Source organism: Rugosimonospora africana (assembly GCF_016862975.1).
Taxonomy (GTDB): domain Bacteria; phylum Actinomycetota; class Actinomycetes; order Mycobacteriales; family Micromonosporaceae; genus Rugosimonospora; species Rugosimonospora africana.
Genome location: NZ_BONZ01000086.1, coordinates 62,557 through 84,581, shown reverse-complemented (window position 1 = coordinate 84,581; position 22,025 = coordinate 62,557). Strand labels below are relative to the sequence as shown.

23 protein-coding genes are annotated in these 22,025 nt (G+C 70.8%); 16 read left to right on the top strand and 7 right to left on the bottom strand.

Annotation, left to right across the window (positions count from 1 at the left end; translation table 11 throughout):
* Nucleotides 1-573: 573 nt before the first annotated feature.
* Entirely contained in the window at nucleotides 574-1,038 is a 465-nt protein-coding gene (locus Raf01_RS40195; RefSeq protein ID WP_203923381.1) for a DIP1984 family protein, read from the bottom strand.
* A gap of 89 nt (nucleotides 1,039-1,127) precedes the next feature.
* A complete protein-coding gene (locus tag Raf01_RS40190) occupies nucleotides 1,128-1,397 on the bottom strand; it encodes a hypothetical protein (protein ID WP_203923369.1) in 270 nt (89 codons plus the stop codon).
* A gap of 79 nt (nucleotides 1,398-1,476) precedes the next feature.
* Here Raf01_RS40190 and Raf01_RS40185 point away from each other — a divergent pair, with 79 nt between their 5' ends.
* On the top strand, nucleotides 1,477-1,998 hold the full coding sequence (locus tag Raf01_RS40185; protein ID WP_203923368.1) for a hypothetical protein: 522 nt from the start codon (nucleotides 1,477-1,479) through the stop codon (nucleotides 1,996-1,998).
* A 98-nt stretch (nucleotides 1,999-2,096) separates the two neighbouring features.
* On the opposite strand, the gene Raf01_RS40180 is transcribed toward Raf01_RS40185, so the two are convergent.
* Nucleotides 2,097-3,044 carry an NAD(P)-dependent oxidoreductase gene (locus Raf01_RS40180; RefSeq protein WP_203923367.1) on the bottom strand — a complete coding sequence of 316 codons (948 nt, stop codon included), beginning with the start codon at nucleotides 3,042-3,044 and terminating at the stop codon, nucleotides 2,097-2,099.
* A gap of 192 nt (nucleotides 3,045-3,236) precedes the next feature.
* Here Raf01_RS40180 and Raf01_RS40175 point away from each other — a divergent pair, with 192 nt between their 5' ends.
* A complete protein-coding gene (locus Raf01_RS40175) occupies nucleotides 3,237-4,097 on the top strand; it encodes an aminoglycoside phosphotransferase family protein (RefSeq protein WP_239134335.1) in 861 nt (286 codons plus the stop codon).
* A gap of 29 nt (nucleotides 4,098-4,126) precedes the next feature.
* Here Raf01_RS40175 and Raf01_RS40170 read toward each other — a convergent pair whose 3' ends face one another.
* Entirely contained in the window at nucleotides 4,127-4,783 is a 657-nt protein-coding gene (locus tag Raf01_RS40170; protein ID WP_203923366.1) for a TetR/AcrR family transcriptional regulator, read from the bottom strand.
* Between the two features lie 105 nt (nucleotides 4,784-4,888).
* On the opposite strand from Raf01_RS40170, the gene Raf01_RS40165 reads away from it, so the two are divergent.
* From Raf01_RS40165 to Raf01_RS40150, 4 genes are all read left to right on the top strand, one after another.
* Nucleotides 4,889-6,394, top strand: a complete 1,506-nt coding sequence (locus Raf01_RS40165; RefSeq protein WP_203923365.1) for an MFS transporter — start codon at nucleotides 4,889-4,891, stop codon at nucleotides 6,392-6,394.
* Between the two features lie 55 nt (nucleotides 6,395-6,449).
* Nucleotides 6,450-6,857: a VOC family protein gene (locus Raf01_RS40160; RefSeq protein ID WP_203923364.1), complete on the top strand. Its 408-nt coding sequence runs from the start codon at nucleotides 6,450-6,452 to the stop codon at nucleotides 6,855-6,857.
* A gap of 130 nt (nucleotides 6,858-6,987) precedes the next feature.
* Nucleotides 6,988-7,368: a VOC family protein gene (locus Raf01_RS40155; protein WP_203923363.1), complete on the top strand. Its 381-nt coding sequence runs from the start codon at nucleotides 6,988-6,990 to the stop codon at nucleotides 7,366-7,368.
* Nucleotides 7,369-7,397: 29 nt separating this feature from the next.
* A complete protein-coding gene (locus Raf01_RS40150) occupies nucleotides 7,398-8,183 on the top strand; it encodes a class I SAM-dependent methyltransferase (RefSeq protein ID WP_203923362.1) in 786 nt (261 codons plus the stop codon).
* Nucleotides 8,184-8,303: 120 nt separating this feature from the next.
* Here Raf01_RS40150 and Raf01_RS40145 read toward each other — a convergent pair whose 3' ends face one another.
* Entirely contained in the window at nucleotides 8,304-8,906 is a 603-nt protein-coding gene (locus tag Raf01_RS40145; RefSeq protein ID WP_203923361.1) for an SHOCT domain-containing protein, read from the bottom strand.
* 620 nt (nucleotides 8,907-9,526) lie between these two features.
* Here Raf01_RS40145 and Raf01_RS40140 point away from each other — a divergent pair.
* The 7 genes from Raf01_RS40140 to Raf01_RS40110 all read left to right on the top strand — a co-directional run bounded on the left by Raf01_RS40140 (nucleotide 9,527) and on the right by Raf01_RS40110 (nucleotide 18,411).
* Complete coding sequence (locus Raf01_RS40140) at nucleotides 9,527-10,513, top strand: LacI family DNA-binding transcriptional regulator (RefSeq protein WP_203923379.1); 987 nt, start codon at nucleotides 9,527-9,529, stop codon at nucleotides 10,511-10,513.
* A gap of 345 nt (nucleotides 10,514-10,858) precedes the next feature.
* Complete coding sequence (araB, locus tag Raf01_RS40135) at nucleotides 10,859-12,526, top strand: ribulokinase (protein WP_203923360.1); 1,668 nt, start codon at nucleotides 10,859-10,861, stop codon at nucleotides 12,524-12,526.
* A complete protein-coding gene (locus tag Raf01_RS40130; protein WP_203923359.1) occupies nucleotides 12,523-13,212 on the top strand; it encodes an L-ribulose-5-phosphate 4-epimerase in 690 nt (229 codons plus the stop codon). The genes araB and Raf01_RS40130 overlap by 4 nt, the downstream gene beginning before the upstream one ends.
* 14 nt (nucleotides 13,213-13,226) lie before the next feature.
* Nucleotides 13,227-14,744, top strand: a complete 1,518-nt coding sequence (gene araA / locus Raf01_RS40125) for an L-arabinose isomerase (RefSeq protein ID WP_203923358.1) — start codon at nucleotides 13,227-13,229, stop codon at nucleotides 14,742-14,744.
* Between the two features lie 126 nt (nucleotides 14,745-14,870).
* On the top strand, nucleotides 14,871-15,395 hold the full coding sequence (locus Raf01_RS40120) for a PadR family transcriptional regulator (protein WP_203923357.1): 525 nt from the start codon (nucleotides 14,871-14,873) through the stop codon (nucleotides 15,393-15,395).
* Nucleotides 15,392-16,105 carry an ABC transporter ATP-binding protein gene (locus Raf01_RS40115; protein ID WP_203923356.1) on the top strand — a complete coding sequence of 238 codons (714 nt, stop codon included), beginning with the start codon at nucleotides 15,392-15,394 and terminating at the stop codon, nucleotides 16,103-16,105. Before Raf01_RS40120 ends, Raf01_RS40115 begins: the two co-directional genes overlap by 4 nt.
* Nucleotides 16,102-18,411, top strand: a complete 2,310-nt coding sequence (locus Raf01_RS40110; RefSeq protein ID WP_203923355.1) for an FtsX-like permease family protein — start codon at nucleotides 16,102-16,104, stop codon at nucleotides 18,409-18,411. Before Raf01_RS40115 ends, Raf01_RS40110 begins: the two co-directional genes overlap by 4 nt.
* Before the next feature lie 144 nt (nucleotides 18,412-18,555).
* On the opposite strand, the gene Raf01_RS40105 is transcribed toward Raf01_RS40110, so the two are convergent.
* A complete protein-coding gene (locus tag Raf01_RS40105) occupies nucleotides 18,556-19,785 on the bottom strand; it encodes a PP2C family protein-serine/threonine phosphatase (RefSeq protein ID WP_239134332.1) in 1,230 nt (409 codons plus the stop codon).
* Between the two features lie 80 nt (nucleotides 19,786-19,865).
* Nucleotides 19,866-20,177 carry an STAS domain-containing protein gene (locus tag Raf01_RS40100; protein ID WP_203923354.1) on the bottom strand — a complete coding sequence of 104 codons (312 nt, stop codon included), beginning with the start codon at nucleotides 20,175-20,177 and terminating at the stop codon, nucleotides 19,866-19,868.
* Nucleotides 20,178-20,389: 212 nt separating this feature from the next.
* On the opposite strand from Raf01_RS40100, the gene Raf01_RS40095 reads away from it, so the two are divergent.
* Genes Raf01_RS40095 through Raf01_RS40085 form a run of 3 tightly spaced genes read left to right on the top strand, consistent with a single transcriptional unit; the run spans nucleotide 20,390 to nucleotide 21,986 of the window.
* A complete protein-coding gene (locus tag Raf01_RS40095) occupies nucleotides 20,390-20,755 on the top strand; it encodes an ATP-binding protein (RefSeq protein ID WP_203923353.1) in 366 nt (121 codons plus the stop codon).
* A 56-nt stretch (nucleotides 20,756-20,811) separates the two neighbouring features.
* Nucleotides 20,812-21,129 carry a PadR family transcriptional regulator gene (locus Raf01_RS40090; RefSeq protein ID WP_203923352.1) on the top strand — a complete coding sequence of 106 codons (318 nt, stop codon included), beginning with the start codon at nucleotides 20,812-20,814 and terminating at the stop codon, nucleotides 21,127-21,129.
* Entirely contained in the window at nucleotides 21,126-21,986 is an 861-nt protein-coding gene (locus tag Raf01_RS40085) for a methyltransferase family protein (protein WP_203923351.1), read from the top strand. Before Raf01_RS40090 ends, Raf01_RS40085 begins: the two co-directional genes overlap by 4 nt.
* Nucleotides 21,987-22,025 lie beyond the last annotated feature (39 nt).

Genomic DNA, 22,025 nt, shown 5'->3' with positions numbered 1-22,025 from the left:
TCCACCCCGCTTCAACCGGGAACCCTACAAGATGTAGTGTATCGGTCGGGCCGACGGGCCGGGTACCAGAACCCACGGCGATCGACGACGGGGTTCCCGGTCGCGGGCCACCCGGAGCGGAACTGAGACCGCTCATACCCAGATGACAGGACATTACTTCTACTACGATAAACGTAGTATGTCGCGCGCGGGAAGGTAGTCGCTGCGATCGGCAGCTGGCTGCTCGCCGGGCGGGAACCGTCCACCATCGCGCATCAGGCCATCGGATGACCAAGAGTGGCCCCGGTCGCGCCGTCACAGCCGTCCGGGGCCACCATCGACGTCAGCCCGGTCGCGATATCGGTCGATGCGCGGAGGTCCCCTGTCCCGCCCTCGCCGTCGTGGATCTGCGCCTGGTGGTGTGCCGTGCCCTGTGCGCCGTCACCTGTGTGCCGTGCTGGGCGTGCGTTGTCTGCCAGGGAATCGAACCCCTGCGCCTGCCCTCGGCGCGCCAGAAAGGAGACCGGATTTCACCCGCCGGTTCTCGGGCTCGCGCACGCCTCCACGTCGGCTACCTGCTCCGCACCCGTGTGCTCAGTCCAGCAGGTCGACCTCCCAGTTCGTCCGCTGAATGAGCGTGTCGACCTCGCGAAGCTGTCGGGCAAGGTCGTCGGCCTGCCCGCGCAGTTCACCCACCGGCAGCGCCGGGATCATCTTCAGCTCCGAGCGCAGCTGCCGGAAGCCACGCTGGCCTTCTCCGGCGGCAGCGCCGGCAGCGGACGTGACCAGGCTGTGCCGCAGACGGAGAACATCGCGGCGAGCCAACGCGTCGGTGAGCGTGCCACCCTCGACCAGGCTGGCAGCATTGGTGCGGTTGATCCGCCGGATCAACGACTCCAGCTCACCGAGCACCTCGGCGGCCTCGGTCATCAGAGTCTCAGCGTTTTCGGCAGGCGCTTCGCCCTCCTGGTAACGTGCGCTCGCGGTGACGCGGGCACGCAGCTGTTCGACGCGGCGCGCCGCGTCCGCGCGCAGCGCAAGAGCCTCAGCGAGCTTCATGCCGGCCAGTATGGCAAACGGAGATCGTCGCTGCCTTCCCATTTCCTTGGCGCTGCTTCGCAAAGCCGAGCGGCGTCCACCGCAGGGGATCAGTCGTCGCTGTCGTCCCATTCGTCGCGCAGTTCCTTGCGGAGGACGTCGGCCTGCACGATCAGTGCGCCAAGCAGCTCCTCACGATTGAGTCGGTTCGTCGTCCGGTAGGACCAGCTGATGTCGCCCTGCGCGTCGAGCAGCTTGATGAGTACGAATGCCTCCAGAGCCGTCTCACCCGGCTCCAGCGGGTGGACCTCCAGCCCGCGGAGGACTTCGGTGACCGGTACCCGCTGCTCTCCGTTGGCTGAACCAGAGTGGCTTCCCATCCGGTCATCGAAGCATTGCCGCCTTGCGACGCGTGGACCGGGTGTGTCGCCTGCCGGTTCCGGCCGATATCGTCGCGCCGTGGTGCGTGTCAGGCGGTACCGCTATGTCGGCCCGGCCGAGTTGCGCGATCGGGTGATCGCGGTGGACGCGGTTGCCGTGGACTCGCTGGCCTCGCTGGCCTCGCTGGACGGGTGGCTGGCCGGCCGCGACTCTCGAGATCTCACGGAACCGGTCACGTTCGTCGTTGTTCTCGATGGCGTGCTGAGGCTGGCACCGCGTCGGAGCGAACACGTCGCCCTCGCGGGCGGCCACGACGTCCTCGCCGCCGGCGAGATGGCGTTTGCCCCCGCCGGCACCGGCTGGCGCGTCGCCGAGGTAACCAACCAGTCGACCGGCTACTGCCCCGACCCGGACTGCTGGCCCGCGGTGGCCGAGGCGCTCGACCGGGTCGGCCTACCGCATCCCGGTGGCTTCACCGACCGGATCACCTTCCGCCGTTGCCCGACCTGCGGCGAGCGCAACATCGTGCGGGACGACGACTTCACGTGCGCCCTGTGCGGCAGCGCCCTGCCGGCGCGGTGGAACCTCACGTCCGACTGACGGCACCGCTTCTGCCGCTGATCGGGCGGAGGTGGTTGCGCGGCCGGTCACTCGGCCGGGTTTCCGAAGGTCGGCTCCGACCTCACAACCGGCAGGTGTCAGGCGGCCCGGTCCTCCAACGGCGCGCCGCGACGCAGCCGCTCCACGTTGGCCGCGAAGCGTTCCGCGGTGGCCCGATATGCCTGCGTCGTGACGCCGCCGACGTGGGGGGTGGCGGACACGTTCTCGGCCAGGACCGGATCGTCGGGGTCGATGGGTTCCTGCCAGTAGACGTCCAGGCCCGCCGCCGTGAGGCTGCCCGAGCGGAGCGCCGCGACGAGCGCGTCGTGGTCGACCACCGGGCCGCGTCCGACGTTCACCAGGATCCCTCCGGGCCGGAGCGCCCGAAGCTCGGCCGCGCCGATGATGCCGCGCTTGTCCCCGGTCAGCGGCAGACAGAGCACCAGCAGGTCGGTCGCCGTGAGCGCCGCGTGCAGCTGGACGAGCGGGCGGTACTCGTCGACCAGCGCCAGCACGGTGGGGTCCGCCTCGGAACGCGGGCGGCGACCCATGCCGACCAGCCGCGTGCCGAACGGCCGCAGCCGGGTGAGCACCTCCCGGCCGATGGCCCCGAGGCCGATGACTGTGGCGGTCTGGCCTCCGAGGCCGCGGCCGAGAGGTTCGCCCAACCGCCCGTCACGCAGCGCGGCCCGCGCCTGATCGAACCGGCGCGACAGCGCCAGCAGGTGAAGCATCGCCAGCTCCGCCACCGATCCGGCGTTGCCTGTCCGGTCCGCGGGGACGTTGGCGACCGGAATCCCGCGGGCGGCGGCCGCCGCCACGTCGACGCCCTCCAGTCCGGCGCCGAACTGCTGGATCAGCGCCGGCCGCGCCGCATCCATCAGCGAGCCGTCGACCTCGCGCATCGCGGGGACAAGCACGTCGGCCCGGCCGTCCGGCCCGGCCGGCGCTCCCGACGCCCAGGCGCCGACGTCGTCCTCTGCCAGCAGCTCGGCCAGGATTTCACGGGCTGCCGGGAAGCTGTCACCCAGAAAACGGACCTTCATACCCTTTTGTCTAGCAGAGGTCGGCCGGCGCCGCGCGTCGGAGCTGGGCACGCCGGTGCCTGAGATTCTGGCGACAAGGTGTAGGACACCTAAATGGGTTGCCCTCCGGCGTCCGCCTTGTGATGTTGTGGCGTGACCTCTGACCCAGACACCGTCCCGATACCCGATCGGCGTCTGGTCGACGTAAGTCTCGTGAGACGGCTGGTCGCCAGGCAGTTCCCGCGATGGGCCGACCTGCCCTTGCGGTCCGTCGCGGTCAGCGGCTGGGACAACCAGACCTTTCATCTCGGTGACCGTATGTCGGTACGGCTGCCGACCGCCGCGGAGTACGCGCTGGCGGTGGACAAGGAACACCGGTGGTTGCCCATGCTCGCGCCGCGGGTGCCGCTGCGGATACCCACGCCCCTGGCGAAGGGCGAGCCCGACGAAGGGTTCGGCTTCCACTGGTCTGTCTATGAATGGATCGACGGCGAGCCCGCCGGCGTCGACACCATTGCCGACCTGACCGAGTTCGCGGTCAGCCTGGCCGCCTTCCTCGTCGCGCTGCGACAGGTCGACCCGGCTGGAGGGCCCGAACCGGGGCTGCACAACTGGTTCCGTGGCGGGCCACTGCGGGTCTACGACGTCCAGACGCGACGGGCGATCGGGGTGCTCAACGGCCGGGTACCCGGGGATCTCGTCACGGAGATCTGGCAATTGGCGCTGGAGACGTCGTGGGAATGCCGGCCGGTCTGGTTCCACGGCGACATCGCCCCGGGGAACCTCCTGGTCCGTGACGGCGCGCTGGCTGCCGTCATCGACTTCGGCACGTGCGGTGTCGGCGACCCCGCGTGCGACCTGGCGATCGCCTGGACGGTGCTGACCCGGGCGAGCCGCGAGGCATTCCGCGCAAGGCTCGACATCGACCCTGGAACGTGGGCACGTGGGCGGGGCTGGGCGCTGTGGAAGGCGCTGGTGGTCCACGCCCGTGCGCTACACAGCGACAATGCGGTGGCGGTAGAGACCAGACGGGTCATCGACGAGATTCTCACCGAGTACGCGGAATCTCGTTGAATCAGGGGGCGACCCGATCGGCTCGACCGCTATGAACTGGTCGCTGAGGTGCCTGTGGAGACCGCGTCGGGTGTGTGCCGGAGTTGTTGCAGGTCGGCCAGCTTCAGGGCGGGTCCGGCGAGGGGTGGTTCGGTCGAGGCGCGGAGGCCGGCAAGGATGATGTCGGCGTGCCGGTGGGCGAGGGCGTTCTGCGTCTCGTCGGAAAACGGCCCGGGCAGTGGCCGGGACAACCGGGTGAGCAGCAGTCCGATGTCGCCGAAGACCACATCGTCGCGGAGTCCACCTGTCTTGTGGGCCTCCGCCAGCAGTTCCTCCACGAGCCGCGCCGAGGTGCTCTGTGCGGCTTTGAGCTCTGGCTCGTCCAGGTCGAGCGCGGCCAGGAGCGTCGGGATCACCACGGAGGTCCGCAGGTCCAAGACGGCGTGGACGTACGCGGCCAGCGCGTCGAGCGGATCCGGATGGTCCCGCTGAGCCCGTCGAACGGCCTCGATCGTCCCGGTCAACGCATGGAGGGCGACCGCGTGCATGAGCGTGTGGCGATCGGTGAAGCGCCGGTACAGCGTGGCGATCCCCACTTCGGCGCGTCGGGCGACCTCCTCCAGCGACGCGCCCGGGCCCTGCTCGACGAACACGTCCCGCGCCGCTTCCAGAAGCCGCGCGTGATTGCGGCGCGCATCGGCTCGCATCCGAACGCTCCCTCCATAATTCCGCCCCAGCCTACCACTAGACGGAGGGGATCCCTTCGTTTTACCGTAGCGGAGGGCACCCCTTCGGTTATGGAGGCGAATGCGATGACTGACGTACAGGCGAGCGCGGAGACCCGGCCGCGCGGGCCGCGTGAGCCGCAGCGCCGGTGGCTCGCGCTCGGCGTGATCGCCACCGCCCAACTCATGACCGCGCTGGACGCCACGATCGTGAACATCGCGCTGCCCTCCGCCCAGCGCGCGCTGGGGTTCGGCGACGCGCAGCGGCAATGGGTAGTGACCGCCTACACCGTGTGCTTCGCCGGCCTGCTCCTGTTCGGCGGGCGGATGGCAGACGCCATCGGCCGGCGCCGGTCCTTCCAGATCGGACTCGGCGGGTTCGGGCTCGCCTCGCTGTCCGCCGGGCTGGCGCCCACGCTGCCGGTCCTTGCTGCCGGACGCGCCGTGCAGGGGGCGTTCGCCGCGCTGATCGCGCCGACCGCGTTGTCGCTGCTCGCCCTCACCTTCACCGAACAACGGGAGCGGAGCCGGGCGTTCGCCATCTACGGGGTGGTGGCCAGCAGTGGAGCCGCGACCGGGTTGCTGCTCGGCGGCGTCCTCACCGACTACCTCGACTGGCGCTGGTGCCTGTTCGTGAACGTGGGGATCGCTGGCGTGGTGCTGACCGTCGGCCGATTCGTCCTGCCCGATCCGCCGCGATTCGGCTCCGTCGGCCTCGACGCCACCTCGGCCGTGCTGGCCACCGGCGGGCTCGCGGCCCTGGTGTTCGGGTGCAGCCAGGCAGCCGCGGGTGGCTGGGCGCAGCCGCTCGTGCTCGGCGCGCTGATCGGCGGGGCCGCCATCATGGCCGTGTTCGCCCTGCGGCAGGCGCGAATCCCCAACCCTCTGCTTCCGCTGCGCATCCTCGCCGACCGCACGCGCGCCGGCGCCTACCTCGCCCCTGCAACCGCGGTCGTCGGGGCATTCGGCATGTTCCTCATGCTGACGTACCACCTGCAGGTGGTGCTGCACTACTCGCCGGTCCGCGCCGGACTGGCCGTGCTGCCGATGACGCTGGCGAACGCGCTGAGCGGCTACCAGCTGGGCAACCGGCTGCTGCCGCGTCTCCCGGCGCGGATCCTGCTCGCCGGTGGGCTGCTGGTCGCCGCCGGCGGGCTGGCACTCATGACCCGGCTGACGCCGCACAGCGGGTATCTCGCGACCATCCTGCCCGCCCAGATCCTGGTCGGGATCGGCATGGGAGCACTGTTCCCGCCGGCGTTCCAGCTCGCGATCAACGGCGTCACCCAACAAGACGCGGGCGTAGCCTCCGCCGTCATAAACGCCGCCACCCAGGTCGGCAGCTCCATCGGTACAGCCATCCTGAACACCATCGCAGTCACCGCCACCGCCACCTACCTCGCCAGCCACCCCGCCACCCCGACCCTGCGGCGAGCGGCTTTCGTCCACGGGTACGCGACCGCGACCGCCTGGGCCACCGGCCTCCTCGCAGCCATGGCCGTGCTCGTCTACCTCCTCGTCCCCGCGCCACGGCCACGATCCACCGGGCGGGAGCGGGCGACCCAGACGCAGACAGCCGGGAGAGAGAGCTGACGTGCGGATGCCATCACCCGATCCCATGACGCCCTGTATCGAAAGGAGCCAGGCAATGGCTACCGAACTGAACCACACCATCGTCCCCGCGCACGACCCGAAGGCTTCCGCACAGTTTCTCGCCGACATTCTCGGGCTTGAGGTCGGTCCACCCACCGCGCATTTCACGCCCGTCACACTGGCGAACGGAGTCACCCTCGACTTCGACGCCTACGACAAGGTCGACGAGCACCATTACGCGTTCCTGGTCAGCGACGAGGAATTCGAGGCCGACTTCGCCCGCATCCAGCAGGCCGGCATCGCCTACTACGCTGACCCCGCCTGCCGCGAAGTGAGCCAGACCTACACCGGCAAGAAAGGCAACCGCGGCACATATTTCCGCGACCCGAACGGGCACCTCATGGAAATCCTCACCCCGGCCCCTGCGGAGCAGTCCTCAGACGGCACCACTGAGCCAGAATAGGGCTCCGAAGCCATTTCGCCCGCACATCGCCTCGTCCGGTACGATCTCGGGATTGTTTTCACCGCTGGGAGCCCGTCAGGTTCGCCTGTGGCCTCCCCGGCGGTTCCTCGGCTGAGAGCAGGTCCCGTTCATGGCATGTCGTATCAGTGAGCTCGTACTCGGTTGCCGCGACCCCGAGGTGCTGGCGCGATTCTGGTGCAAGGTCCTGGACTTCGTCGTGCTCGATCGCGAGGATGACGGCTCGTTGGAGATCGGGCCGCGCGAGGGGTTCGGCGGTCCGCAGCCGACGATCATCCTCAGTCGCCGGGACGAGCCGGAGACGGGGAAGTCCCGGCTGCACATCGACGTCAACGCCACCGACCGCGATCAGGACGCCGAGCTCGAACGCCTGCTGAAGCTCGGCGCGCGCCCGGCCGAGATCGGCCAGACGGGGCAGGAGCCGTGGCATGTCCTGACCGACCCCGAAGGTAATGAGTTCTGCCTTCTCAAGCGCCGGCTGGACCCACTCTGACGGTCATCGGTCGCACGTCGATGACAGACATGGGGCCAACGCAGGCCGAGGCCAAGACGCAGAAGGTGGGCGTCACGGCCGCCGACTACGACAACGCGCACGCCGGCCTGCACGCGAGCCCGCTCATGCGCGAGCTGTGGGCGCAGGCCATGGGCGACCAGTACCCGGCCGAGGTCGAACCGTTCAGCGCGTGCAGTTGGTGGCTGCTCGGCAACGCCGTCGCCGCACTACGGCTGCGCCCGGACGGGCGGCTCGTCGACCTCGGCTGCGGTCGCGGCGGTCCCGGCCTCTGGCTGACGCGTGCACTGTCCGCCCGCCTCGTCGGGATCGACTTCAGCCCGGTCGCGGTCGACCTGGCCGCCATCCGGGCCGCGCGGTTCGTGGCCCCCGGGCGGGCCGAATTCCGGCTGGGGACGTTCGACGGTACCGGGCTGCCCGACGGGTACGCCGACGGCGTGCTGAGCATGGATGCCCTGCAGTTCGCCAAGGACCGGGTCGCCGCGCTGCGCGAGGTACGCCGGATCCTGGCACCCGCCGGCCGGGCGGTCGTCACGGTACGGCAGCGCCCGGCCGGTGCCGACGACTGGCCCACGATGGCGGCATCGGCCGGCCTGGACGTCGAGCAGTCGCTGGTGTACCCGGACTACGACGAGTACTGGCGGCGGCTCTATGCACTGTGGACAGAGCACGAGCAGCGGTTGCGCCCCGAACTGGGCGACGCGGCCACCGACAACCTGATGCGGGAGGTCGCCCTGGCGGGCACCGTGGACAATCCGCCCACGGTCCTGATGGTGGTCCTGCGGCACTCCGGATAGTCTCGCGGGCGACGACACCGGCGACCTCGAAGATCCGCAGGCCAGGCGAGCGCCTCAGCGCCCGCCACCGACACGCCCGCCACCGACACGCCCGCCGCAATTCGGATCGGGAACCGGGACCTACATGCGGCTGAGCAGGTCAGCCTTTTTGGTCTCGAACTCGGCGTCACTGATGATGCCCTGGTCGCGCAGCTGCGCCAGGCCGGCGATCTGGCTCGGCACGTCGGCCCCACCGGCCGCCGGTGGCCCCGCCGGAGCCGCCCGGAACTGGTCGCGGATCCGCAGGGTACGCAACCGGTCCTCGAACTCCCTGCACTTCGCGGCCTGGTTCGGGACGGTGATCCCGGTGAGCATCTCCAGACGCAGAGTCGTCGGGTTGCTCTCGTCGAGGTACTCGATATGGATGTTGTTCGAGTCGTTGAGCCGCCGAGCGTCAGGGCCGCCAAGCACGGCCTCGAGTGTGCTCATCTGTCGAGCGACGATCTTCACGTCCGCGACATCGGCATACGGAATGGTGAGCGGTTGCCAGTACGACTTGCTACCGATCGTCGGTTGGAGTTCGAACGCCTCCCGCGTCAGCAGGAAGCGGATCTCTCCGGACTTCGCTTTGGGTAGGGCAGCGAGACCGCCCTTGTAGATCACCTTGTAGGTCTCCAGCGCCTCGACGCCACCCTTACCGGAATCGTCCTTCTTACCGAAAATACCCACTGCTGCGCCCCTCACCCATTGATTCTTCGGCGAGCGGAGAATATACGGGAGCATCGCTCGCGGCGACAACCCCGAGAATCGTGCTCCGCCAAAGACCCCGGGTTCGCCTGCGTTCCCTGAATTCTGGCCACCTAGCGAAAGAAACCGGCACTGACCTGCTAGAACAGCCGGGCACCGGTGGACGGGGCGTGGCTTCACCGGTCTCGGTCCTTCGTTTTCGGCCGGCCACGTCGTGGCGCAGAAAGGAGGGGTTCATTCGGCGAAGGAAATCGCGACACGGGTCTGGAAACGGACCTGGAAACGGACCTGGAAAAAGACCTCCGAGTACCACTCGCTGTTCTGTTCCTGAACAACACCGGCGAATTCCTCGCCGGACTGCTACGGCGTGCGTCCCTTTTCTCCGCCGGTATGGCGATCACCGACTCGGTCCGCGACGCGATCCCGCGGGCGGTGGACGGAGCACGGACAGCGGCCGCCCCGGGCCGGGCGAGGCCGATCCCGCGGCACACCGGATGATCTCGCGGACGGCTACACTGAACGATCCGGGCAGCCAGCGTGCGACCCGGGTGTCGCCATCCGGCCCAGCAGCCCGCACCGAGCGAGGACCGATGCCCAGAAGCCCCCGCGAGCCGGCGATGACCGACGTGGCGAGGCTTGCCGGCGTGTCCCACCAGACGGTGTCCCGGGTGCTCAACGGCCACCCGAACGTCACCACGCAGACCCGGCTGCGGGTGCACGCGGCCATCACCGAACTGGGCTACCGGCCCAACCGGGCCGCCCGGGCGCTGGCCACCGGCCGGTCGCAGGTCATCGGCGTGGTGACGCAGAGTTCCACGCTGTACGGTCCGGCCGCCACGCTCACCGCGCTGCAACAGGCGGCGGTGGCGCACGGGTACACGGTCAGCGTCGAGAGCGTGCGCGACCTGGACAAGAAGCCCATCACCGAGGCCATCGGCCGGCACCTCGACCAGCGAGTGGCCGGGCTGGTGGTCATCGCCCCGGTCGAGTCCGCCAACGCGGCCCTGGACAACGTGCCCGACGACGTCCCGCTGGTGACCATCGACGGGGACCGGCGGCGGACCACCGAACTGGTCACGGTCGACCAGGAGGCCGGCAGCCACGCGGCCACCCGTCACCTGCTGGAGGCCGGGCACCGCACGGTATGGCACGTGTCCGGGCCGGAGGACTGGTTCGACAGCCGCGACCGGATCGCCGGCTGGCGGCGGGCGCTGGCCGAGGCTGGTGTGGAGGCTCCGCCACTGATGCCGGCGGACTGGTCTGCCGCGTCGGGCTACCGCGCCGGGCAGGTGCTCGCCCGGATGACCGACGTGACCGCGGTCTTCGCCGCCAACGACCACCTGGCGCTGGGCATCATGCTCGCGCTGCACGAACGCGGCCGGCGGGTGCCCGAGGATGTCAGCGTGGTCGGGTTCGACGACGTGCCGGAGTCGGCCTTCTACATACCGCCGCTGACCACCGTGCGCCCCGACTTCGACGCCGCCGCGGCGGCGAGCCTCGACCTGCTGCTGGCGCAGATCTACTCGGAGAAGCAGCGCGGGCAGCGCCGGATCATCCCGCCCCGGCTGGTGGTCCGCCGCAGTGTCGGACCGCCGCCGGGCTAGCGTCGGCTTCGGTGTCCAGGGAGACTCAAATCATCGACGGAGGCGGTTGTTAGCGTCCTACAAAACTAAATCTGGCTCAGCGCCGCTCTCGGCGGACCACGGCGACGAGGTCCGCTGTCGTACGGTGACCCGACTCGTACCCGTACCAGAAAAGCCCATGTAACAACGGGTTTCGATGCCGAGAGTCGATTCCGCACGGTAACCCCCGCACCATCAGGCAAGATCTGTGCACCCATTGACTCCATCCATGTTAGCGATAACAATCGACGGCGTGCGGGAGCGTGTCGTGAGACTACGCCCGGGCCCCGGCGAGCCGGGCCGGTCGTCGCGGAGACCTACGAGGAGATGACGGTGGCTGAGGCTGTCCCTGTCGTGGTCGGTATCGACTTCGGCACCCTGTCCGGGCGCGCCGTCGTGGTACGCGCCAGCGACGGCACCGAACTCGGGCACGCCGTGCACGAGTACCGGCACGGCGTACTGACCACGGCGCTGCCCGACGGCACGAAACTGCCCCCGGACTGGGCGCTGCAGGTCCCGTCCGACTACGTCGACGTGCTGCGCCACGCGGTGCCGGAGGCGATCGCGGCCGCCGGCGTCGACCCGGCCGACGTGGTCGGCGTCGGCACCGACTTCACCGCGTGCACGATGGTTCCCACGCTCAGCGACGGCACCCCGCTCAACGAGGTCGACGGGCTGGCCGGGACCCCGCACGCCTACGTCAAGCTGTGGAAACATCACGCCGCCCAGGGCCAGGCCGACCGGATCAACCGGCTCGCGCACGAGCGGGGCGAGCCGTGGATCGACCGCTACGGCGGGCTGATCTCCTCGGAGTGGGAGTTCGCCAAGGCGCTGCAGTTGCTGGAGGAGGACCCTGACACGTACGCGCGGGTGGAGCGCTGGGTCGAGGCGGCGGACTGGATCATCTGGCAGCTGACCGGCGAGTACGTGCGCAACGCCTGCTCCGCGGGCTACAAGGGCATCCTGCAGGACGGCGCGTACCCGAGCCCGAAGTTCCTCGGCGCGCTACACCCGGGCTTCGCCGACTTCGTCACGGCCAAGCTGGAGGCGCCGATCGGCCGACTCGGCGACGCGGCGGGCCGGTTGAGCGCGCGGGCGGCGGCGTGGACCGGGCTGCCGGAGGGCATCGCGGTGGCGGTCGGCAACGTGGACGCGCACGTGACCGCGGCGGCGTGCAACGCGTTGCGGCCGGGCCAACTGGTCGCCATCACCGGCACGTCGACCTGCCACGTCGTCAACGGCGACGCGCCGCTGCCGGTACCCGGGATGTGCGGCGTCGTCGACGGCGGCATCGTCGCCGGCAAGTGGGGGTACGAGGCCGGGCAGAGCGGTGTCGGCGACATCTTCGGGCACTTCGTCGAGCGCTTCGTACCCGCGGAGTACTCCGATGCCGCGGCGGCGGCCGGGGTGTCGGTGCACGAGTACCTGACCGGCCTGGCCAGCGCTCAGCGCCCCGGGCAGCACGGCCTGATCGCGCTGGACTGGCAGTCGGGCAACCGGTCGGTGCTCGTCGACCACGAGCTGTCCGGCGTGCTGGTCGGCGAGACGCTGGCCACCCGCCCCGAGGACGTGTACCGGGCGCTGGTCGAGGCGACCGCGTTCGGCACCCGTACCATCATCGAGACGTTCCGCGCGGCGGACGTGCCGATCACCGAGCTGATCGTCGCCGGTGGCCTGGTCAAGAACCCCATGATCATGCAGATCTACAGCGACGTGACCCGCATGCCGCTGTCGGTCATCGACTCCGAGCAGGGGCCGGCGCTCGGGTCGGCGATCCACGCCGCGGTCGCCGCCGGCCTCTACGTCGACGTGCCGGCGGCCGCCGCCCGGATGGGGCGCGCGAAGCCGGCGGTGTACCAGCCGGACGAGGCCGCGGCGGCGGTCTACGACGCGCTGTTCGCCGAATACACCACGCTGCACGACTACTTCGGCCGCGGCGCCAACGACGTGATGCACCGGCTGCGCCGCATCGCCCGGACGGGAGCGCCACTATGACCATCACCCAGGACGTCACCACCCAGGTCGCGCGGATCCGCCAGTACGTCGCCGACCTGCACGCCGAACTGCCCCGCAACGGCCTGGTCGCGTGGACAGCCGGCAACGTCTCGGCGCGGGTACCCGACGCCGACCTGCTGGTCATCAAGCCGTCCGGGGTCGGCTACGACGAGCTGTCCGCGGCCAGCATGGTCGTCACCGACCTGGACGGGAAGCTGGTCGACGGCGACTTCAAGCCCTCGTCGGACACCGCGGCGCACGCCTACGTGTACCGGCACCTGCCGCACGTCGGCGGCGTGGTGCACACGCACTCGACGTACGCGACCGCGTGGGCGGCCCGCGCCGAGCCGGTGCCCTGTGTGTTGACCGCGATGGCCGACGAGTTCGGCGGCGAGATACCGATCGGCCCGTTCGCGCTGATCGGCGACGACTCCATCGGCCGGGGCATCGTGGACACCCTGGCCGGGCACCGCTCCCCCGCGGTGCTGATGCGCAACCACGGGGTGTTCACCATCGGCCGCACCGCACGGGACGCGGTCAAGGCGGCCGTCATGTGTGAGGACGTCGCCCGCACCGTGCACATCGCGCGGCAGTTGGGCGCGCCGGTACCGATCGAAGGGCAGCACATCGACGCGCTCTACGCGCGCTACCAGAACGTGTACGGCCAAACCCAACCCGCCGCCTAACAGGAGAACCGCGTATGGCACCCGGCGACAAGCCCCAACTCTGGTTTCTGACCGGCAGCCAGCACCTCTACGGTCCCGATGTCCTGCGACAGGTCGCCGACCAGTCGCAGCAGATCCAGCGCGCGTTGCAGGACTCGGCGGCGCTGAGCGTGGAGCTGGTCTGGAAGCCGGTGCTGACCGACTCCGCCGGCGTGCGCGCGGTGATGCGGGAGGCCAACAACGACCCCGGCTGTGTCGGCGTCATCGCGTGGATGCACACGTTCTCGCCGGCGAAGATGTGGATCACCGGCCTGGACTCGCTGCGCAAGCCCCTGCTGCACCTGCACACCCAGGTCAACGCGGCCCTGCCGTGGGGCACGATCGACATGGACTTCATGAACCTCAACCAGGCCGCGCACGGCGACCGCGAGTTCGGGTACGTGCAGACCCGCATCGGCGCGGTCCGCAAGACGGTGGCCGGGCACGTGTCCGATCCGGCGGTGGCCGCGCGCATCGACGCGTGGGCCCGGGCCGCGATCGGCCGGGCACACCTCGACGGTCTGCGGATGGCGCGGTTCGGCGACAACATGCGCGACGTCGCGGTGACCGAGGGCGACAAGGTCGAGGCCGAGCTGCGCTTCGGCGTGTCGGTCAACACCCACGGCGTCAACGACCTGGTCGCCGTCGTGGACGCCGCGCCGGACGCGGCCGTGGACGCGCTCGTCGAGCAGTACGCCGATGCGTACACCCTGGCGCCGGAGCTGGCCAAGGACGGCGAGCGGCACGAGTCGCTGCGTTACGCGGCGCGCATCGAGGCCGGGCTGCGCCAGTTCCTGGAGGCCGGCGGGTACGGCGCCTTCACCACCAACTTCGAGGACCTGGGCGGCCTGCGGCAGCTTCCGGGCATCGCGGTGCAGCGGTTGATGGCCGACGGGTACGGGTTCGGTGCCGAGGGCGACTGGAAGACCTCGGCGCTGCTGGCCGCCGTGAAGGCGATGGGCGACGGGCTGCCCGGCGGCACCTCGTTCATGGAGGACTACACGTACCACTTCGCGCCCGGCGAGCCGAAGATCCTCGGCGCGCACATGCTGGAGGTGTGCCCGTCGATCGCGGACGGCCGGCCGAGCTGCGAGATCCACCCGCTGGGCATCGGTGGCCGCGAGGACCCGGTGCGGCTGGTGTTCAACGCCAACTCGGGACCGGGTGTGGTCATCGGCCTGGCCGACCTCGGCGACCGGTTCCGGTTGGTCGCCAACGCCATCGAGGTGGTACCCCCGGACGAGGACCTGCCCAACCTGCCGGTCGCGCGGGCGGTGTGGAAGCCGGCCCCGTCGCTGTCCACGTCGGCGGAGTCCTGGCTGATCGCCGGCGGGCCGCACCACACGGTACTCACCCGCGCGGTGTCGGCCGAGACGCTGGCCGACTTCGCCGACATGGCGCACACCGAACTGCTGCTCATCGACGCCGACACGACCACCCGCTCGTTCACCGACCGGGTGCGCTGGAACAGCGCCTACTACCGCATCGCGCAGGGGCTGCCCGGGCGCGGCTGACCTCTCCCCTCCGGTACCGGCCGTGGCCACTCCCGTGGTCACGGCCGTTGCCGTCTCCGGACCAGGACGCGCCGTATTCGCCGGGTGTATGTACTCGGTGTATACCCGTGGCGTATGCTCGCCGGCATGAGTGTTCCGCTGACCCTCCTCGGTCTGCTTGAGCGCGAGCCCAGCCACGGGTACGACCTCAAGCGCGACTACGACGCCTTCTTCGCACGCGGCAAGCCGCTGCCGTTCGGGCAGGTCTACGCCACCCTCGGCCGGCTGGCCCGGGACGGCAAGGTGGTGATCAGCGAAGTCGCGCCGGGCGAGGGTCCGGAGCGCAAGCGCTACGTGATCACCGACCACGGCGCGACCGAGGTGGCGACCTGGCTGACCGAACCGCTCGAGCCGGAGCCCCACCTGCAGACGGTGCTGTTCACGAAGGTGGTGCTGGCGCTGATGCTGGACCGCCCGGCCGCCACCTACCTCGACCTGCAGCGGGCCGCGCACATGCGGCGGATGCGCGAACTGACCGAACTGCGGCGCACCGGCGCCACGATCGACGCGCTGCTGGCCGACCACGCCCTGTTCCACCTCGAAGCCGACCTGCGCTGGATCGACATGACCGCCACCCGACTCGACGCCCTGGCCCGGGAGGTGCGCTCATGAACGCGCCCGACCCCGGCACGCCGTCGCGCCCGCTGGTCGAGGCGCGCGACGCCGTCCTGTCGTTCGGCCAGACGCCCGCGCTGCGCGGTGCGAGCCTGACGGTGAACGCCGGCGAGATCGTGGCCGTGATGGGCCCGAGCGGATCCGGCAAGTCCACGCTGCTGCACTGCCTGGCCGGCATCCTCACGCCCGACTCGGGCGAGATCTGGTTCGACGGGCAGCGGGTGGACACCCTCGGCGAGACCGGACGCAGCACGCTTCGCCGCGACCGCTTCGGGTTCGTCTTCCAGTTCGGCCAGCTCGTGCCCGAGCTGACCGCCGAGGAGAACGTCGCGCTGCCGCTGCTGCTGGCCGGCACCAAGCGGGCCGCGGCGCTCAAGGCCGCCCGGGAGTGGTTCGAGCGGCTCGACCTGGCGGGGCTGGAGAGCCGCCGGTCCGGGGAGCTGTCCGGCGGGCAGGCACAGCGGGTCGCGCTGGCCCGTGCCGTGGTGTCCCGCCCCGAGGTGCTGTTCGCCGACGAGCCGACCGGGTCGCTCGACTCGTTCACCGGCGAACAGGTCATGGAGCTGCTCATCGACGCCGCGCGGCAGGAGGGCACCACGGTCATCCTGGTCACCCACGATCCCCGGGTGGCCGCGTACGCCGAGCGTGAGGTCGTCGTCCGCGACGGCAAGGCCAGTGCGCTGGCGCCGGATCCGGTGGCGTCGTGATCCGGCTCGGACTGCGGCTCGCCGTCACCGGCGGACGGGAGGCGATCGCCCGCCTGGTCATCATCACCGCCGCCGTGGCTCTGGGCGCCGGCATGCTGCTCGTGGTCCTGGCCGGCATCAACGCGGTCAACACGCAGAACTTCCGGTACGCGTGGCTCAACGCCGGCGCCGCCGCCTCGACCGGTGCGGCCCCCGCGACGTCCGCGGATCCGCTGTGGTGGTCGGCCAACGGGGACTACTTCCACCGGCAGTTGCTCGGCCGCATCGAGGTGGCCCCGACCGGGCCGACCTCGCCGGTCCCACCGGGCATCCCGCGCCTGCCCGGGCCGGGCGAGTACTACGCCTCGCCGGAGCTGAGCAAGCTGATGCGCACCACCCCGGCCGGCCAGCTCGCCGACCGGTTCCCCGGACACCAGATCGGTACCATCGGCGACGCGGCGCTGCCCGCGCCCAACTCACTGATCATCATCATCGGCGACCGGCCGGACCAGCTCGCCCACGTGTCCGGCGCCATGAGGATCACCAGCATCCCGGACGTGTCGCCCAGCGACTGCATCCGGTGCGTGATCGGCGTCAACGCCAGCGGAATGGACCTCGTCCTGTCCGTGGTGGCCGGCGCCCTGCTGTTCCCGGTGCTCATGTTCATCGGCACCGCGACCCGGCTGTCGGCGGCCCGCCGGGAACAGCGGTTCGCCGCGATGCGCCTGGTCGGCGCGACGCCCCGGCAGATCTCGACCATCTCGGTCGTCGAGTCGACGGTGGCCGCCACCGCCGGTGTGGCTCTCGGTTTCGCGCTCTTCTACCTGTTCCGCGACCCGCTGGCGGCCTTCCCGTTCACCGGGGCGCCGTTCTTCCCCAGCGACCTGTCGCTCGGCGTCCTCGACATCCTGGGCGTCGCGGTGGGCGTACCGGTGGCGGCGGCCCTCGCGGCCCGGCTGGCGCTGCGCCGGGTACGCATCTCCCCGCTCGGGGTGACCCGGCGGGTCACCCCGAAACCACCCCGCGTGTACCGGCTGATCCCGCTGCTGGCCGGATTCGGCGAACTCGCCTACGTGCTGGCCGTCGGCCCGCCCAGGGGCAACTCGCTGGCCCAGGTCGAGGTGTTCCTGCCCGGGTTCCTCGTCGTCATGGCCGGACTGGTCATCGCCGGGCCGTGGCTGACGATGGTCGGCACCCGGGTGGTGGCCCGGCGCGCCAAGCGGCCCGCCACGCTGATCGCCGCGCGCCGGCTGTCCGACGACCCGAAGGCCGGCTTCCGCGCCATCAGCGGCCTCATGCTCGCCCTGTTCGTCACGAGCGTGGCCGTCGGGGTCATCACCACGATCGTGGCCCACCGCGGCACCCCGACCACCGGTACGGCGGTCACCACCCTCGTCGACAACTTCACCAGCGGGCACACCGACTCGGGGCAGATGCTCACGTCGGTGCCGCCGACGCCCGACCCGGTACCGGCCGCCCTGCGCTCGGTCCCCGGCGTCCGCGCGGTCGCGGTGGTTCGGCTGAATCCGGACAACCCGCCGCCGATGCAGTCGATCCCAGGACCAACCAGCGTGGACGCGATGCTGTGGGAGCCGGGCCTGGTCTCCTGCGCCGAACTGTCGGCGAGCCACGCCTTCGGCCGCTGCGAACCCGGCGCGAGCGTCGCGGCGGTGAACCAGGACCTGCGGCCCACGTTCGACGCATCCCCGGTGCCGGGGCAGACCGTGTCACCGGTCACGACGCAGAGGTACTTGCCGACGGCGGACGTGTCCCCCGACCGCCTCGCCCAGCTTCCGGTCATGTCCATCAACGTGGACACCGACGGATCCCCGGCGACGATCGAGGCCGCGCGCACCATCCTGGAGAACGCGTACCCGGGCAACCGGATACCGGCCACCGAGGCCGACTTCGACGCCGACTTCTCCCGCGACCTGGTCGGCTGGCAGCAGCTGGCGAACGTGGTCATCTTGACCAGCCTGCCGATCGCCGGGTGCAGTCTCGCGGTGAGCGTGGCCGGTGGCCTGTCCGACCGCAAGCGCCCATTCAGCCTGCTGCGGCTGTCCGGTGTGCCACTGGCCATGCTGCGCCGGGTCATCGCCCTGGAGACCGCGGTACCGCTGCTGGTCGTGGCGGTCGTGGCCACCGGTGCCGGTTTCCTTGCCGCGCACCTGTTCCTGCGCGCGCAGCTGGGCTACACGTTGCTGGCGCCCGGCGTGGAGTACTACGTCATCGTGCTGGTCGGGCTCGCCGCCTCCGTCGGGATCGTCGCCTCGACGCTGCCGCTGCTGCGGCGGATCACCGGTCCGGAGACCGCGCGCAACGAGTGACACGGGGGGTCAGGGCCGGCCTGCCGATGTCACCGCGGGCCGGCCCCGCCCGGTGTGAGGAACGCGGCCGGCCCCGCCCGATGTGAGGAACGCGGCCGGCCCCGCCCGATGTGAGGAACGCGGCCGGCCCCGCCCGGTGACGAGTCAGGAGGCCGTCTTCGGCTGGCCCACCCGGACGGCGAGGACCGCGACATCGTCACTCGTCGGCTGGTCGCGGATCAGCGTGGCCATCGCGGCGGCGCACACGCCCTCGGCGGGCGCCGGCGTCACCACGTCGAGCAGCTTGTCGATGCCCGCGTGCAGCGGGCGGTCCCGGCGCTCCACGAGCCCATCGGTGTAGAAGAAGGCCACGGTTCCGGCGGCAAGCGGCACCTCGACGGTCCGGCGGGGCGCGTCGGGGTAGGCGCCCACCGGCAGATCGGCGGGCGCGTCGAGCAGCCGGGCGGCGGTGCCCGGGGCGGCGAGGACGGGTGGCGGGTGGCCGGCGATCGACACGATCATCCGCTGCCGCGTCGGTTCGATCACCGCGTAGATCACGGTGGCGACGGCATCGGGCTCGAAGAGCTGTATCTTGCGGTCGAGCCGGCTCAGCACGTCGGCCGGGTCGTCGGACTCCAGCGCGTAGGCGCGCAGCGCGCTGCGGATGCGCCCCATCACCACCGCGGCGCGCAGGCCATTGCCGACCACGTCGCCGATGACGATGCCGACATAGCCGGACGGCAACGCGAACAGGTCGTACCAGTCGCCGCCGATGCCGACCCGGGCGCCCGGCACGTACCGGGCCGCGACGTCCAGGCCGTCGACGGCGGGCAGCTCGGCCGGCAGCAGGCTGCGCTGCAGGGCGACGGTGGCGGACCGGTCGATGCTGGCCGTCCTGGCCTGGACGGCCAGGCTCGCCCGGTCGGCAACGCGCTGCAACAGGTCGACGTCGTCCTCGGTGAACCGGCGCGGGCTCAGCGTGCCGACGTGCAGGACGCCGATGACACCGTCGGAGGCGATCATCGGTACCCCGAGCAGCGACACGATCCCCTTGTCCAGCAGCAGCGGGTTGATGACGTTGGTCGGGCCGACGCGCTCCAGGATCACCGGGCGCCCGAGCGCAGCGACCTGCCCGGCGAAGCCCTGGCCCACCGGAAGCCGCACGCCCTGGTGGACCTCCTCCTCGATGCCCCGGGCGGCGGTGGCGATAAGATACCGTCTGGACGGATCCAGCAGCAGGATCGCGGCGGTGTCGACGGACAGCAGCTCCCGCAGCCGCTCCAGCAGCTCGACCAGCAGATCCTCGACATTCAGCTGGGACAGGCCGGCGTCGGTCACCGATTCGAGCCGGCGCAGCCGCTCGTCGTTGCCCGAGGTGCCCACGTCCGCTGTCACGAGTGCATGCTAACCGCTTGCGTTCGGGAGGCGACTGACCGGCGATCGGCGGCGGGCGTGCCGGGGCCGGGCGATCGTGCTCATTCCCCGGACAGGTGCTGCCACACTCCGGTGATCGTCAGCACCTCGCGGACCATGCCCCGGGCAGCCTCCACCCGGAAGCCCTTGCCCTTGCCGTCGGCCAGCCGGCGGCCCTTCAGCAGCGCGCTGATCCCGCTGGAGTCGAGGAAGCTCACGTCGGCCAGGTCGACGATCACGGCCCTGGTGTCGTCCGCCTCCAGCGCCGCGGCAACCTCCGCCTGCAACGCGTCCACGTTGCCCAGGTCGATCTCCCCGGCGACCCGGAGCCGGAATGCGTCGTCGGAGCGGTGCGCCGAGACGGACATGCTCATCCCGCCTCCTCGGGTCACGACTGGGCGGCCCTTCCGGTCGCCTCCGCGAAACAGTGGTCGGGGATCATTCTAGGAGGATCGCCCGCATCGGCACCCCGGTGCCCCGCACGAGTTGCGCGACCACCACTATCGGGTTGAGGCTATGGGCGGGAGGAGGTCAGATTCAGGTGGCATCGGGGAGCGCGAACTGGCAGGAGCCACCGTTCGTAACGATGCAACGACTGACCGCAACTGATCTCGACCGGGTACGCCAGCTGATCACCCGGATCACGGGTCTCGCCGGACTGGAGCCCGACCGGGTGGCGCGGCTCACACTGGCGGTCAACGAGATCGCCACCAACGCGATCCAGCACGGTGGCGGCGAGGCCGGCGTCACCATCCAGATCGAGGCCGACCAGGTCGTGATCGAGGTCAACGACACCGGACCCGGCATCCCGACGGACATCGCGGTCGACCTGCCGGAGCCGGAGGCCACTCACGGCCGGGGCCTGTGGCTGGCCAACCAGCTGTGCGACGAGGTGCAGCTGCGCAGCGGTGCCACCGGCACCCTGGTCCGTCTCGTCATGGCGCTCGCCTGAGGCGCTGCTATTACACTTTCCGAACGAGCGTCGGCGACTTCGGAAAGGCGTACGCGATGACGAGCGAATCCATCCGTGGATCGTCCGACCGCAGCATCCTGGTCCTGACCAGCCTGGCCGGGTCGCCGAAACACGGCTACGCGCTGATCAAGGACATCGAGGGCTTCGCCGGGGTCAGGCTCGGCGCGGGAACGCTCTACGGCGCGCTGGCCAAGCTGGAAGAGGCCGGCATGGTGGAGGCGCTGGGCACGCAGGAGCGCCGACGGCCGTACCAGATCACCGAAGCCGGCCGCGAACACCTGCGGCAGCGGCTGACCGAGGCGGCGCGGATCGCCGAGGTCGGGCTGCGGCGCATCGCCACGGCAGCGTCGTGATCGGCTGGCTGCTGCGGCTGTACCCGCGCGCCTGGCGGGATCGGTACGGCGCGGAGCTGAGCCAGCTGATCGACGACCTGGTTGCCGCCGGTGAGACCACGCGGGTACGCACCGGGGTGAACCTGGTCGCCGGGGCGGCCGTCGCGTGGTCGAAAGTCGTGGCCCGCCGAGCCGTCCTGTTGCGCGTCGGCGCGGTCGTGGTGGTCGGCGGCATACTCGCGGCGGGCATCGGTCGGTTCGCCCCGGACGGCCCGGTCCGGACGTACACCCGAGCCCACCCGCTCGGGGTGCTCGTCCTGCTGGTCCAGCTCGGTTGGCTGCTGACCGAGGGCACGGAGTTCGCGCGTGGCTGGCGGTCCCGGCTCCGGCGCGACGATCCCCGGCTGTACCACCGCGCCTTCTGGTGGCTGTCCGGCCTGTGTTTCGTGGCCGGGACGGTCGCGGTGAACCTGGCGCCGGTGACGGTACCGGCGGCCGACATCCGGCCGCGGACGCTGAGCGTGGGCGCCGGCATCGCGCTGATCCTCGCCGGTACCGGACTGCGCGAGCTGGCGATCCGGACGCTGGGCGGCTGGTACTGCAGCTTCACTGTCAGGGTCGCGCCGGATCAGCCGGTCATCGCGGCCGGCCCGTACCGGCTGCTGCGCCACCCGGGTCATGCCGGGATGCTGATGGTCTGCGTCGGCGCCGGGCTGGTCTCCGCCAACTGGGTCGGCCTGTCCGTACTGGCGGCGCTGACCCTGGCCCTGGTGCTCTGGCGTACGCGCGTCGAGGAGACCGCGTTGCTGGCCACGCTCGGCGACCGCTACCGCGGCTACGCCGCCGCCCGCAAACGCCTCGTTCCGCTGGTCTGGTAGTCGCCGCCCTCGCGCGTCTATTACACTTTCCGATATAGT